At 72.1% G+C, this 13,555-nt stretch carries 14 protein-coding genes; 5 read left to right on the forward strand and 9 right to left on the reverse strand.

Going from position 1 to position 13,555, the window contains the following annotated elements:
• Positions 1-17: 17 nt before the first annotated feature.
• The 4 genes from AB0J68_RS03215 to AB0J68_RS03230 form a co-directional block, all read right to left on the reverse strand.
• Positions 18-776, reverse strand: coding sequence for a LytTR family DNA-binding domain-containing protein (locus AB0J68_RS03215; RefSeq protein WP_053651534.1), 759 nt, complete (start codon positions 774-776; stop codon positions 18-20).
• Entirely contained in the window at positions 773-1,999 is a 1,227-nt protein-coding gene (locus AB0J68_RS03220) for a histidine kinase (RefSeq protein WP_354857335.1), read from the reverse strand. Before AB0J68_RS03220 ends, AB0J68_RS03215 begins: the two co-directional genes overlap by 4 nt.
• Before the next feature lie 32 nt (positions 2,000-2,031).
• Positions 2,032-3,603 (reverse strand): sugar transferase, encoded by a 1,572-nt coding sequence (locus AB0J68_RS03225; protein WP_354857367.1) that lies wholly within the window; start codon positions 3,601-3,603, stop codon positions 2,032-2,034.
• A gap of 264 nt (positions 3,604-3,867) precedes the next feature.
• Complete coding sequence (locus AB0J68_RS03230) at positions 3,868-4,728, reverse strand: DNA-formamidopyrimidine glycosylase family protein (protein ID WP_355063461.1); 861 nt, start codon at positions 4,726-4,728, stop codon at positions 3,868-3,870.
• 24 nt (positions 4,729-4,752) lie between these two features.
• Here AB0J68_RS03230 and AB0J68_RS03235 point away from each other — a divergent pair, with 24 nt between their 5' ends.
• Positions 4,753-6,018: a glycosyltransferase gene (locus AB0J68_RS03235; protein WP_354857330.1), complete on the forward strand. Its 1,266-nt coding sequence runs from the start codon at positions 4,753-4,755 to the stop codon at positions 6,016-6,018.
• Positions 6,019-6,187: 169 nt separating this feature from the next.
• Here the strand turns inward: AB0J68_RS03235 and AB0J68_RS03240 are convergent, their stop codons facing one another.
• From AB0J68_RS03240 to AB0J68_RS03260, 5 genes are all read right to left on the reverse strand, one after another.
• The gene (locus AB0J68_RS03240) at positions 6,188-6,910 is read right to left on the reverse strand and encodes a CDP-alcohol phosphatidyltransferase family protein (RefSeq protein ID WP_363935828.1); all 723 of its coding nucleotides are present in this window, start codon (positions 6,908-6,910) and stop codon (positions 6,188-6,190) included.
• Positions 6,885-7,952 carry an iron-containing alcohol dehydrogenase family protein gene (locus AB0J68_RS03245; protein ID WP_355133775.1) on the reverse strand — a complete coding sequence of 356 codons (1,068 nt, stop codon included), beginning with the start codon at positions 7,950-7,952 and terminating at the stop codon, positions 6,885-6,887. Before AB0J68_RS03245 ends, AB0J68_RS03240 begins: the two co-directional genes overlap by 26 nt.
• Positions 7,940-8,671 carry a phosphocholine cytidylyltransferase family protein gene (locus AB0J68_RS03250; RefSeq protein WP_363935831.1) on the reverse strand — a complete coding sequence of 244 codons (732 nt, stop codon included), beginning with the start codon at positions 8,669-8,671 and terminating at the stop codon, positions 7,940-7,942. The genes AB0J68_RS03245 and AB0J68_RS03250 overlap by 13 nt, the downstream gene beginning before the upstream one ends.
• 79 nt (positions 8,672-8,750) lie before the next feature.
• Positions 8,751-9,518, reverse strand: coding sequence for a hypothetical protein (locus AB0J68_RS03255; RefSeq protein WP_363935834.1), 768 nt, complete (start codon positions 9,516-9,518; stop codon positions 8,751-8,753).
• Positions 9,515-9,661 (reverse strand): hypothetical protein, encoded by a 147-nt coding sequence (locus AB0J68_RS03260; protein ID WP_363935837.1) that lies wholly within the window; start codon positions 9,659-9,661, stop codon positions 9,515-9,517. Before AB0J68_RS03260 ends, AB0J68_RS03255 begins: the two co-directional genes overlap by 4 nt.
• A 114-nt stretch (positions 9,662-9,775) precedes the next feature.
• Here AB0J68_RS03260 and AB0J68_RS03265 point away from each other — a divergent pair, with 114 nt between their 5' ends.
• From AB0J68_RS03265 to corA, 4 genes are all read left to right on the forward strand, one after another.
• Entirely contained in the window at positions 9,776-10,168 is a 393-nt protein-coding gene (locus AB0J68_RS03265; protein ID WP_363935840.1) for a CBS domain-containing protein, read from the forward strand.
• 83 nt (positions 10,169-10,251) lie between these two features.
• The gene (locus tag AB0J68_RS03270; RefSeq protein ID WP_363935842.1) at positions 10,252-10,710 is read left to right on the forward strand and encodes an ester cyclase; all 459 of its coding nucleotides are present in this window, start codon (positions 10,252-10,254) and stop codon (positions 10,708-10,710) included.
• A gap of 106 nt (positions 10,711-10,816) precedes the next feature.
• Positions 10,817-11,911 carry a PLP-dependent aminotransferase family protein gene (locus tag AB0J68_RS03275; RefSeq protein WP_355063471.1) on the forward strand — a complete coding sequence of 365 codons (1,095 nt, stop codon included), beginning with the start codon at positions 10,817-10,819 and terminating at the stop codon, positions 11,909-11,911.
• Positions 11,912-12,213: 302 nt separating this feature from the next.
• Entirely contained in the window at positions 12,214-13,362 is a 1,149-nt protein-coding gene (corA, locus tag AB0J68_RS03280; protein WP_354857309.1) for a magnesium/cobalt transporter CorA, read from the forward strand.
• Positions 13,363-13,555: the final 193 nt, after the last annotated feature.

Raw genomic sequence — 13,555 nt, forward strand, 5'->3', positions numbered from 1 at the left:
CCGGGAGCTTTCCCGCCTCAGCGACTCCAGTCCTGCTTCGCCGCCCTGACCAGCTTGTCCTTCAGCTCCCGGGTGTGCCGTCGGCTCACCGGCAGCTCGGTGGAGTCGACCACCACCACGTACCCGGAGTTCACCAGGCGCAGCTCCGCGATCAACTTCAACTGCACCAGGTACGACCGGTGCACCCGGACGAAACCGGCGTCCGCCCACCGCTCGGCGAGCGTGGCCAGCGAGACCCGCACCAGGTGCGACCCCTCCGCGGTGTGCAGCCGGGCGTAATCGCCCTGCGCCTCCACCCACCGCACCGCCGAGCGCGGCAGCATCCGGGTGGTGCCGGCCAACTCGATCGGGATGGTCGGGTCCTCCTCGGCCCGGGCCAGCGCCGCCGGATGCGACGGCACCACCCGCGAGCCGATCACCCGGCGCAGCGACTCGGCCAGCCGTTCGGCGCGTACCGGTTTGCGCACGTAGTCCGTGGCGCCCAGGTCGAACGCGTCCACCGCCCCGTCGTCGTACGCGGTCACGAACACGATCGCCGGCGGCCGGGCGAATCGGCGCAGCACCCGGGCCAGCTCCATGCCGTCCAGGCCGGGCATCCGGATGTCCAGGAAGACCACGTCCACGTCACCGTCGCGCAGCAGCCGCAGCGCCTCGGTGGCGTCCCCGGCGGTGTGCAGGCGGGCTACCCGGGGGTCGGCCCGCAGGTGGTACGCCAACTCGTCGAGCGCGGGCGGCTCGTCGTCCACCGCCAGCACCCGCAGGAAGCCGGTGGTCACGAGCCGGCCCGTACGCCCGGGTGGAACTTCGGCACCCGCATGCTCACCCGGGTGCCCGAGCCCAGCCCGGTCTCGACGACCAGACCGAAGCGGTCCCCGAAGACCGACCGCAGTCGCTCGTCGACGTTGGAGAGGCCGACGTGCTGACCCGGGTCGTCCCCCGGGTCGCCGGTGCTGCGGGCCAGCTCGGCGATGCCGGCGGTAAGCGTGGTCGGATCCATTCCCACCCCGTCGTCCTCCACCGTGATGTGGCATTCGGCGCCCGCGTCCCGGGCCTCGATGCTCACCATGCCCGTGCCCGGCTTGCGGGACAACCCGTGCCGGACGGCGTTCTCCACCAGCGGCTGAAGGCAGAGGAACGGGAGCGTCACCGGCAGCACCTCCGGGGCGATCTGCAACCGCACCTGCAACCGGTCCCCGAACCGGGCCCGCTCGATCGTCAGGTACCGGTCGATCGACCGCAGCTCCTCGGCCAGCGTGGTGAACTCGCCGTGTGCCCGGAACGAGTACCTGGTGAACTCCGCGAACTCCAGGATCAACTCCCGGGCCCGCTCCGGGTCGGTGCGGACGAACGAACCGATCGCGGTCAACGCGTTGTAGATGAAGTGCGGGCTGATCTGCGCCCGCAACGCCCGGACCTCCGCTCTCGCCAGCCGCTCCCGTGACGAGTCCAGCTCGGCCAGGGCGAGCTGGTTGCCCGCCCAGTGCGCCGTCTCCAGGGTGGCCTGGACCAGCCCGGGCGCCGGCACGCCGTCGGCGATCGCCACCAGTGCGCCGACCACGCGGGCGTCCGCCCCGTGCAGGGGCGCGACCACCGCCCCGCGGATCGGGCAGTCGACCCGGTCGCACCGCAGGTCGGACTCCCCGAGCACCGTCGAGCGCCCGGTGGCCACCGAGCGCTGGGCCGCCGCGAGCAGTTGCTCACCGTGGTGTGTGCCGCGCCCGTCGAGGGCGAGCACCTCGTCGGCGTCGGTGAGCGCCAGCCCGACCGCGCCCACCAGGGCCCGCAGATGGCGTACGGCCTTCGTCGCGCCCGCCGCGCTCAGCCCCGCCCGCAACGGCTCGGCGGCCAGCCCGGCGGTGTGCAGCACCTCGTAGGTGGCCCGTTGGGTGGCGGTGGCGATGCCGCGCCGGGCGCGCAGCCGCAGCACCGCCAGCAGGGCCGCGGTGAGCGCGGTGACCAGCGAGACGACGCCGACGACGGCGGAGAGGTTGCCACCCACGCAGCGATCCTGACGGCTCGCGGCCCTCCGCGCTAGTACGCGCCCTTGCGGGCGAGCACCACCCCGACGGTGCGCCACAGGATGCTCAGGTCGTACGCCAGCGACCAGTTGTCGACGTAGTAGAGGTCCAGCCGGACGGCCTCGTCCCAAGACAGGTCGGAGCGGCCGGAGACCTGCCAGAGACCGGTCATGCCGGGGCGGACCAGCAGGCGACGCCGCACGTCGCCCAGGAAGTCGCCGTCGTCGGCCGGCAGCGGGCGGGGCCCGACCAGCGACATCTCACCCCAGAGCACGTTGATCAACTGCGGCAGCTCGTCCAGCGACGAGGCCCGCAGGAAGCGACCCACCGGGAAGACCCGGGGATCCTGCTTCATCTTGAACAGCATGCCGTCGGTCTCGTTCTGGTCAGTGAGGCTGGCCAGCCGGTCCTCGGCGTCGACGTACATGGTCCGGAACTTCCACACCCGGAAGGTGCGCCCCTCGTGCCCCACCCGGGGCTGGCGGAAGAACACCGGCCCGGGGTCGGAGATGCGGATCGCCACGGCGATGGCGACGAAGAGGGGGATCAACAGCAGCAGGCCCAGGCCGGCGGCGACCCGGTCCATCAGGTTCTTGGCCAGCAGCGCCGGCCCGGAGAGGGTCGGCTCCTCGACGTGCAGCAGCGGCAGACCCTCGATCGGCCGGATGTGCACCCGAGGGCCGGCGATGTCGGTCAACTGCGGTGCGACCACCAGGTCGACGCCGGAGCCCTCCAACTGCCAGGCCAGCCGGCGCAGTTCGCCCGGCTCGGCGCTGGCCGACCCGCAGACGGCGATGGTGTCCCCACCGACCTCGCGGACCAGGGCGAGGACGTCGCGGCCGGCGTGCACCGGCACCGGGGTCGGCACCCCGCGGGCCGCCGCGTACCCGTCGGTGATGTGGATCGCGACCGGGACCAGCCCGGCGTTCGGGCTGCGGGTGACCGCCGCGTAGACCTCCAGGCACTCCGGCAGGGTGCCGACCAGCACCATCCGGTGTGCCGCCTGGCCGGCCCGCCGGCGGATGTAGTGCAGCGCCCAGCGGGCGACGAAGCGGCCCCACAGGATCAGCAGGAGCGCCCCGAGCAGTGCCGTGCCGACCGTCCAGCGAGACAGCGCGGTCTTGGTGGCGAACGCGAGGAAGGAGACGCTGGCCGCGACCGTGACGGCGGCCCGGATGACCCGTTTGAACTCGTCCGGCCCGAGCCCCAGATAGCGCCGGTCGTACGCCCGATTGCTCCAGAGGATGACCACCCAGCCGAGCGGCAACAGCAGGTAGGAGACGGTGTGGAACCAGGTCGGATCCTGGTTGGTGCCGGAGAAGCCGGAGGCGGCCTGGTCGAAGAGCTGGATCGCGATCCAACTGGCGAACGCCGCCGCGCCGAAGTCGAGCAGCAGCAGGATGGCGGTGTAGGGGCGGTGCCAGCGGGAGACACGGCGTCGCGCCCTGGCCCACGCCGACCGAGGGACGCCGTTGTGTGACGGCGGCGTCGGCGGCTGGATCTCGAAGCTGTCGACGTGCCGCACGAGTCTGCTCCGGCCTTCGTTGGATACCGGGCGCTGGAGGCTTGCCGTCACCTCACCCATGTCCTCCCGCATGACACGGGCCGCTCACTCGGCGTGAGGGCCCGGGTCGCCCACCGTCCCAGTCTCCCACGCGGGCTCCGACCGGTCGTCGCCCCGAAGGAGATTGGCGACCGATGGTGCCGGCGGGATCTGGCCGGCTCCGCACCATTTCAGAAGCCGGGGACCGGGCCACTATACCGATGGATGCGCGTGTGGCGAGAACGGTGGACGGGAGCTTCGGCTCAGTCTGGCCGATTCCGCTCCGTAGTCGCCGAGTGCAATTACTCACCGTACAAGTCGGGACAACCTTCGGTCAGCGAGCGGCTTGCCGCCCGTCTGGCACGTCGCGCAGTACTGCAGGCTCGAATCGGCGAACGACACATCGCGCACGGTGTCCCCGCAGACCGGGCAGGGCAGCCCGGTGCGGGCGTGCACCTTCAACCCGGACCGCTTCTCACCCTTCAGCTCGGCGGCACGCTGGCCGAGGGACCGCTCGACCGCGTCACCGAGCACCTGGCGGGTCGCCGCGTGCAGGGTGGCGAGCTGGGCGTCCGTGAGCCGGTCGGTGATCGCGAACGGGGACAGCTTCGCGGCGTGCAGGATCTCGTCCGAGTACGCGTTGCCCACCCCGGACAGCACCGACTGGTCGGTCAACACCCCCTTGACCTGTCCGCGCCGACTGCGCAGCCGCTCCGCGAAGGTGGGCAGGTCGGCGGCGAGCGCGTCCGGGCCCAGCTTGGCCACCCCCGGCACCGCGGCCGGGTCGGTGACCAGGTACGCGGCCAGCTTCTTCTGGGTGCCGGCCTCGGTGAGGTCGAAGCCGGAGCCGTCGTCGAGGCGGACGCGCACCGCGATCGGGCCCTTGCCGGGTCGCAGCGGCGTCGTGGCGGGAAACGCCTCCCGGTAGTGCAGCCAGCCCGCCCGGGCCAGGTGCACCACGAGGTGCAGATCACCCTCGACTACCACGTCGAGGAACTTGCCGTGCCGGCGGGCGTCGACCACCGCCCGACCAGCGACCGCGGCGGGTGCCGGGTCGTACGTCTTCAGGGCGCTGATCGCGGCGATCTCCAGCCGGTCGACACGCCGCCCCACCGCGCGCTGCCGCAGGTAACCCGCGAGCGCCTCAACCTCCGGTAGTTCGGGCACCAGCCAACGGTAGCCTTCTTTCCCGTGAGAATCGTGGTGGCGCACAACCGGTACCGGGAAGCTCAGCCCTCCGGCGAGAACACGATGGTCGACTCGGAGATCGCTCAGCTCACCGCTGCCGGCGTCGAGGTGCTGCCCTTCATCCGCAGCTCGGACGAGATCCCGTCGATGTCGAAGGCGGCCAAGGCGCTGCTGCCGATCTCGCCGATCTGGGCGCCGCGTGCCCAGCAGGACCTGAGCCGGCTGATCACCGAGCACCGCCCGGACGTCCTGCACCTGCACAACCCGTACCCTCTGATCTCGCCGTGGGTGGTGCGGACCGCGCACCGGCACGGCGTGCCGGTGGTGCAGACGGTGCACAACTACCGGCAGGTCTGCTCGTCGGGGATCTACTTCCGGGACGGGGTGATCTGCCAGGACTGCAAGGGTCGGGCGCTGGGCGTGCCGGCGATCAAGCACCGGTGTTACCGCGACTCGACGGCGCAGAGCGCGCTGATGGCGACCACCCTGGCCGTGCACCGGGGCACCTGGCGCTCGGTGGACCGGTTCATCGCGCTCACCACGGCGATCGCCGACCACCTCCACGATTACGGCATTCCGGACGACCGGATCGTCGTGAAGCCGAATGCCGTACCCGATCCGGGCCGGCCGGCCCCGCTGGGTGACGGCTTCCTCTACATGGCCCGGCTCTCGCCCGAGAAGGGTGTCGACCTGCTGCTGGACGCCTGGCGTCGCCATCCGGTGGGCACCCTGGGCACGCTGCGCGTGGCCGGTGACGGCGAGCTGCGCCCGCTGGTGGAGGCCGCCGCCGCCGAGCGACCCGACGTGGTCTACCTCGGTCAGCTCGACCGCGCCGGGGTACGCGCCGCGGTCGAGGCGAGCGCCGTGGTGATCGCGGCCTCGATGTGGCACGACGTACTGCCGACCGTGATCATCGAGGCGCTGGCCAGCGGTCGGCCGGTGCTCGGCACCGCGTTGGGCGGCATTCCATACCTCGTCGGAGCGGACGCCCCGCACGAGCCCGCCGGCACCGGCCCGGCCGAGACCGCCTCGGCGGTCGCCGGGGGCGGCGGGCCGGTCATGCCGGCCGGGATCGGCCTCGGCGAGGCCGGCTGGGTGGTGGCTCCGGAGCCGGCCGCGCTGGCGGCAGCCCTGCCGGTGGCCCGGGCCGGCGCGTCCGGGCTCACCCTGGCCGCCCGCGCCCGCTACGAGCGGACCTTCCACCCGGACGTGGTCACCAAGCAGCTCATCGACATCTACGCGGGGATGGCCCACGCCGTAACGCCGTAACTCCGGAGCGCGGGAGGAGAGCACCTACTGTTCGCTCCCTTTGCTCTGCTTCAGCGGAGGAAACACCCGGTGTCCGGATATCGGACGCCACGTGTTTCCTGGGCTGAAGCAGAGCAAAGGAGGACTCGAACACCCTTGGCACCGGTCTGGGAGTGGCGCGGGCGGGAGGTCAGCGCAGCGAGGCGCGGGCGGAGAAGGCGATGCTGGCGAGCAGGAAGCCACCGTTGACGATCGTGAACGCGATGATCACCCACAGGACCAGCGCGGGGGCCACGGCCAGCACCAGGGCCGCCACGAAGACCACCGCGCCGTAGTCGCGCACCAGCTTCACGAGGCGTACCGGCAGCGAGGTCGAGGTGACCATGCTGGCCGCGTTCGGGCCGGACTGCATCACCGACGTCACCAGGTTGACCATCCAGGTGCCGGCGAAGGTCGCCACCAGCCAGGTCGGCGTCGACGGCTCCTGTGCCACGGCGGTGGCGGCCAGGGCGGCCACCAGGGCGATCTGCGCGGCCACGTCGCAGAGCACGTCGACGCGAGCGCCGGCCGCGCTGCCCTGGCCGGTCACCCGGGCGAGCTGCCCGTCCGCGCAGTCCAGGGAGTACGCGACCTGCCAGCCGACCAGGGCGAGCAGGCCGACCACCCAGGCCGGTACGTCCCCGTCGGCGACCGGCCCGGCGAGCGCCACCACGGTGACGGAGGTGGCCAGCCCGAGCACCAGGTTGGTGATGGTCAACGCGGTCGGGCGGAGCCCGAGGCGTTGCGCGACCAGCGCGAAGACGGCCCCCAGCCACTGGCTGATCGACTCGCTGAACAGGCCGCCACCCCGGTTCACCCGGTGGAAGTCGGCGACGGTGGGACGGGGGTCAGCCAAGCTGGTCGCGGATTGCACCGGCGTAGTCTGCCAGCCGCTCCCGCGTCTCGGTAGGCGACAGGGCCAGGTGCTCGAGGATCGTGTACCGGTCCGGTCGGGTACGCGGAGCGAACTGCACCGCCTCGATGAACTGGTCGTCGGTGAGCGTCACCTCGGCGGGGAGTCGGGGCAGGCCGTGCCGGGCGAGGCAGGCCGACATCTCCCCGAAGCGGCGCAGGTCTCCGCGCAGCCAGGTGCAGAACAGCGCACCCAGCCCGGCCAGCTCGCCGTGCGAGGCGGTGCCCGGAAAGAGCGAGTCGACCGCGTGCATGATCTCGTGGCAGCCGCCGCTGGCCGGTCGGCTGCTGCCGCAGACCGCCATCGCGAGGCCGCTGGAGATCAGCGCCTCGGCCAGCACGGTGACGAAGGCGTCGTCGGTCATGTCGCCCGGGTGGTTGAGCACCGCCTCGGCGCCCGCCCGGGCCAGCGAGGCGGCCAGCCCGTCGACCGGCTCACCGCGTACCTGCCGGGCCAGTTCCCAGTCGGCCAGGGCGCTGATGTTGCTGATCACGTCGCCGATGCCGGCCCGGTTGTGCCGGTCCGGGCCGCTCTCCACGAAGTCCAGGTCGACGATCACCGCGATGGGGATGTGCACTCCGTAGGAGCCCTTGATCCCTTCGGTGATGAGACTGGCCACCGGGGAGGCGATCCCGTCGTTGGCGAGGCTGGTCGCCACCGACACCATCGGCAGCCCTCGGCGGGTGGCCGCGTACTTGGCCACGTCGATCGTCTTGCCGCCGCCGATCCCGACCACCGCGTCGTACGACCGGGCGCGAAGTTTGCCGCCGAGGTCGTCGGCGGCGTCCAGGGTCGCCCCGGCGACCGTGAACACGTCGGCCGTCCGCAGCGACGGCCGGATCAGCTCCGCGATCTGCGCGCCCTGACCCGGGCCGACCACCACCGCGACGTCGCCCCCGGAGGAGATCCGCCCGTCGGCCAGGATCGCGCCCAGGTCGGCGACCGCCCCGCGTCGCACGTCGATGTGCAGCGGGGTGAGGACGCTCCGAGCTAGTAGCGGCACGCGATCTCCCGCGCGCGGGCCAGGTCGGCGTGGTTGTCGACCTCGACCCAGGGGACGTCGCCGATCGGCGCAGCCCGCACCTCCCCGCCCCGGTCGGCGAACTCCTGGTAGCCGTCCTCGTAGTAGAGGTTCGGGTCCCGCCGCCAGGTCGCCTCCAGCGCGTCCGCGAGCGCGTCGGCGACCTGCGGCTCGATCAGCGTCGCGCCGATGTACTCCCCGTACGCCTCGCCCGGGTCCATGATCTTGGTGATCCGGGTGAGCTGGCCGGCGGCGTCGAAGGTGGTCTTCATCTCCTCCTCGGCCAGCGGCTTGAGGGTGTCCACCGCGAGCAGGATGCCCGGGCCGCGCTCGGCCAGCAGGGTCTTCTCGATGCTCACCGGGTGCACGGTGTCCCCGTTGACCAGCAGCACCCCGCGCGCGAAGTGCTCACGGGCCAGCCAGAGGGAGTACGCGTTGTTCCACTCCTCGGCCTTGTCGTTGTGCACCAGGGTGAGCGTGACCCCGTACTTCTTCTCCAGGTCGGCCTGCCGCTCGCGGACCGCGTCCGCCGCGTAGCCGACCACGATCACGATGTCGGTGAGCCCGACCTCGGCCAGGTTGCCCAGCGCGATGTCCAGGATCGTCGTCTCGCCGTCCACCGGCACCAACGCCTTGGGCAGGGTGTCGGTGTACGGGCGCAGCCGTCGTCCCGCTCCGGCCGCGAGCACCATTCCGATCATCGCGACATCCTCCCTCGTCCTGCTCCCCGTCACCGGTGGAGGATAGCGCCGGCCGGCCGTGCCGCTCCGGCCAACCGGGTCAGCCGGGCAGCGCCGCCAGGTCGGCGAGCATGGTCAGCCGCTCCTGGGCGTCGAGCGCGGCGTACGGGCCGGCGGCCCGGCGGTCGGTCTCCAGCTCGATGGCGAGCCGCTCGGGGCCGGCGGGCAGGGCGGCGACGCTGGACGCGGTGTGTCCGGCGGCCGTCCAGGCGGCGGCGTGCGCGTCGGCCCGGTGGTAGCGCAGCGTGCCGAGCCGGTTGAGCAGCAGCACGCCGGGCGGGGTGCCGTACGGCTCGTGCGGGGGCGCCAGCGCCGCGAACGCCGACCCGTTCCGGTCGCCTTCGGTCTCGGCCAGCACCAGGGCGTACGTCAGCAGCCGGCCGAGCGCCGCCACGAGCCGGGTGACCCGTTCGTCGTGCCCGGCCCACAGCTCCTCGGTGACCTCGGCGTGCACCTGGTACAGCTCGGTGAGGAAGGCGGCGCCCCGCTCGGTGGCGGAGAGCGCCCCGTCCGGGCGGCGGTGGAGCATGCCGTACGCCACCTGCTTGTCCACGGCCCGGCGGACCGTGACCGGGTCGGCGTAGCGGGTGATCGCCGCGAAACCCGGCCCGTCGACGGTGCCGCCCGGCGCGGCGAGGCGGGTGCGCAGGTCCACCAGGAAGCCGTTCGCCGTCGGCCCGCCGTACCGCTGGCTCAGCTCGGCCCCGCCACCGTCGCGGCCGGCCAGCATGCCGGCGCGGAACGTCCGGTCCACGGCCGGGGCGAGCAGCCCGGCGATCCGGTGCGGCGCCAGCTCGACGGTGTTCACGGATCGATCGACCGCAGGACGGCGAAGCCCTCCTCCGCGATCCGCCGGATCAGACCCCGGACCAGGAAGTCGTACTCGATGCGGGCCAGGCCGTCGTGGTCGACGATCAGCGCGCCGGCGCAGCGCAGGGGCTCGGTGGACACGCTTCGACAGTAGCGAGCGGCCCGGCATTGCGACGATGCCCGGTCTTGTCCCGGAAACATCCACCGACGACCATGTGCGTACCGAATGCCACCGTCCCAAAGGGGTGATGTGTGATGCAGGTACGGGAAGCGATGTCCAGCCAGGTCCTCGTCGTCGGTCCGGAGCACACGCTGCGTCAGGCGGCCCGGATGATGTCGGCCCGCGGTGTCGGGTCGGCGGTCGTGATCGACCCGGACTCCGAGGGCGTGGGGATCATGACCGAACGCGACGTGTTGAAGGCCATCGGCGCGGGCCTCGACTGCGACACCGAACGCACCGGCGCCCACCTGACCTGGGACGTGGTCTACGCGGGGCCGGAGTGGACGGTTGCCGAGGCCGCCGCCGCGATGGCCCGGGGCGGCTTCCGGCACCTCGTGGTGCTCGACGGCCGGGAGGTGGCCGGGGTGATCTCGGTTCGGGACATCATGCGGGTCTGGGCGGAGAGTCAGGCGGCCGCCACGACCTGACCCGCGCAGGTGTGCCAGGCCGGATCGACGGGTAAGGATCCCTCGCGGGCGCGGAGATGCCGTGGCCCGCGGGGGAGGGCCCGATGCGTGACGCGGAGCGCCTGGTCGAGCAGCGGTACGCGATGCTTCTGCGGCGGGACGTGGCCCGGCTGCCGGACCTGTACGCCCCGGAGGCGTTCTACGCCATGCCGGGTGTCACGGTCCGGCCGATCGAGCTGCCCGCGCTGCTGCGCACCTGGACGGGCGCTTTCGCCGACCTGCGGGTCGACCCGTTGGGCGTGGTGCGCACGTCCGGCGGCACGGCCGTGGAGCTGCGCCTCAGCGGCACCCACACCGGCACGCTGCACTCGCCGTACGGCACCGTCGCTCCGACCGGCCGTTCGGTGAGCTGGGAGGTTGCCGACGTGGTCCGGGCACGCCGGGGTCGGATCGTCGCGTGGCGCTCCTACTTCGACTGGAGCCAGCTCCTCGACGCGCTCGGCGTGCAGTTTGAGGGCCTTTCCCGGGCGACGCAGCACGACTCGCTCGCACTTCCGGTCTGATCTGACGGCGACCGGCCGACCCGGGTCACCCGTCCCGGTGGCTCAGGATGCGGACATCGCCGTGCCGTCCGCGCGTCCCCCGCCGCCGCCCGTACGCTCAATATCCATGACCGCCGAGCAGCTGATCTCCTTTGCCCGTGGGGCGCCCTCGCTGGACATCGTCGATGTCGAGGGGCTCAAGGCCGCCGCCGTACGCGCCTTCGACGCCGACCCCGCGGGGGTCACGGCCTACGGCACCTCCGTCGGTTACCTTCCGCTGCGGAAGTGGATCGCCGAGAAGCACGGGGTGGAAGCCAACCAGGTGTTGGTCACCAACGGCTCGCTCCAGGCCGACGCCTTCCTCTTCGACCACCTGGTCCGTCCCGGCGACGCGGTGGTGGTCGAGCGTCCGACGTACGACCGCACGCTGCTCAACCTTCAGCGGATGGGCAGCGAGCTGCACGGCATCTCGGTCCAGCCGGACGGTCTGGACACCGCCGAGCTGCGCAAGCTGCTGGAGTCCGGGGTCCGCCCCCGGCTCGCGCACGTCATCCCCAACTACCAGAACCCGGCCGGCATGACCCTGTCGCTGGAGAAGCGCCGCGAACTGCTCGACCTGGCCGCCGAGTACGAGTTCACGATCTTCGAGGACGACCCGTACGCGGACATCCGCTTCCGCGGCGAGGCGCTGCCGTCGATGCTCTCGCTGGACACCCGCAACGTGGTCGTGCACGCGTCGAGCTTCACCAAGACCGTCTGCCCGGGCGTGCGGGTCGGCTATCTGGTCGGTCCGGCGGATCTGATCGCCGACATCGCCAAGAACGCGACGAGCCTCTACATCTCGCCCGGCATGGTGTCGCAGGCGATCGTGCACCAGTTCTGCGTCTCCGGCGACATCGACCGCTCGATCGAGACCGTTCGGGCGGCGCTGGGCGAACGCGCCCGGGTGCTGGCCGAGTCGCTGCGCCGGCACCTGCCGCAGGCGCGGTTCGTGGAGCCCGACGGCGGCTACTTCCTGTGGGTGGAGTTCCCCGAGGACGTGCTGGTGGACCGGCTCGCCCCGGCGGCGGCCGAGCGTGGTGTCGCGGTGGTCAAGGGCAGCGACTTCGTTCTCGACGGTGGGCGGCACGCCCTGCGGCTGGCCTTCTCGGCCGTGACGGCCGACAAGATCGACGAGGGTGTCCGGCGGCTCGCGGCGGCCGTCGAGGCTGTCCGGAGCTGATTTCTGTCGGGTTCCCGACAGAACGACAATGCCGGCCGTCCCGGGACTCCCCAGCGGGCGGCCGGCGGCTCACAATGCTGCGAGCGTCACCCGTCAGGTGTAGCGGGGGTCACCCCGCCGCCACCTCGGGCACGCGTGCAGCACAACCCCCGCCCCCACGGGCGCCGGGTGGGCCGTGTCGTCCTTCACCCCCCGATGCGGCCCGGCCCGCCCGGCGCCGCACCCGCGACCGCCGTCACACCTGCCGGTGGCGACCACCGGCGTAGCCTGCAAGCCGCAGGCGAGCGCGGGGAGGTGTCGCGATGACGGATCGGGCAGAGCGGGGCCGGACGGTCCCGCTGAACACGTCCCGGGTGCTGCGACCCCGGGCCTGGCCGTCCCCGGTCCGGGCGGTGACCAGGATGCTCAACGCCGACGGATCGCCGCCCACTCCGGCCCCCACCGGCGCCGGCCGCAGCGGGGTGGTCGACTGTGCGCTCTACATCGACGGCAAGCGGCAGCCCGGCGACTGGAACTACGCGGACGCGTTGGAGGCGGCACGCCGGGAGGAGCACGGCTTCGTCTGGATCGGGCTGCACCAGCCGGAGCTGGCCGAGATGTCCGCCATCGCGGAGACGTACGGCCTGCACGAGCTGGCCGTCGAGGACGCGGTGAAGGCCGAGCAGCGGCCCAAGCTGGAGCGGTTCAACGACGTCAGCTTCCTGGCGCTGCGCACCGCCCGGTACTGCGAGCACACCGAGTTGACCGAGACCTCCGAGGTCGTGGAGACCGGTCAGGTGATGCTCTTCATCGGCCCGAACTTCCTGATCAGCGTCCGGCACGGGGACGCCTGCCGGCTCTCCCCGGTCCGCGCCGACCTGGAGACCAAGCAGGAGTTGCTGCTCCAGGGCCCGTGGGCGGTGGCGTACGGCGTGACCGACCGGGTGGTCGACCTCTATCTGGAGGTGGCCGAGCAGCTTGAGGACGACCTGGATCAGCTTGAGGCCGAGGTCTTCGACCGCAACAGCCACGGCCGGATTCAGCGGATCTACCAGATGAAGCGGGAGCTGGTGGAGTTCAAGCGGGCGGTGATCCCGTTGCAGCGGCCGCTGATGAACCTGACCTCCCAGGTCAACCGCGATGTGCCCAAGGAGATCCGGCGGTACTTCCGGGACGTGCAGGACCACCTGAGCCGCACCGTCGAGCAGGTGAACTCGTACGACGACCTGCTGAACTCGATCCTGCAGGCGCGGCTGGCCCAGGTCACCGTCGACCAGAACAACGACATGCGCAAGATCGCCGCGTGGGCGGCCATCGCCGCGGTCTGGACCTCCATCGCCGGCGTCGAGGGCATGAACTTCGACAACATGCCCGAGCTGAAGATGACGTACGGCTATCCGGTGGCCCTGGCTCTGATGCTCGCTGTCTCCCTGGCCCTCTACCGCTGGTTCCGCCGCAACGGCTGGCTCTGACCCGCGACGGCGCGGGCCGGCGCGAAAGGCTCTGAGACGCGAAAGCGCCGGCGAGCGGGGAAACCCGCGTCGCCGGCGCTCGCTGCGCTGCTGTGTCCGGGGTCAGCGGCGGCCGTTGGTGCGGGCGGTGTCCTTGCCCAGGGCCTTGGTGAGGTCGTCGGTCGGGCGCCACGGACGTCTCCGGGCGACCGAC

The sequence above is a fragment of the Micromonospora sp. NPDC049580 genome, assembly GCF_040675595.1.
Taxonomy (GTDB): Bacteria; Actinomycetota; Actinomycetes; order Mycobacteriales; family Micromonosporaceae; genus Micromonospora.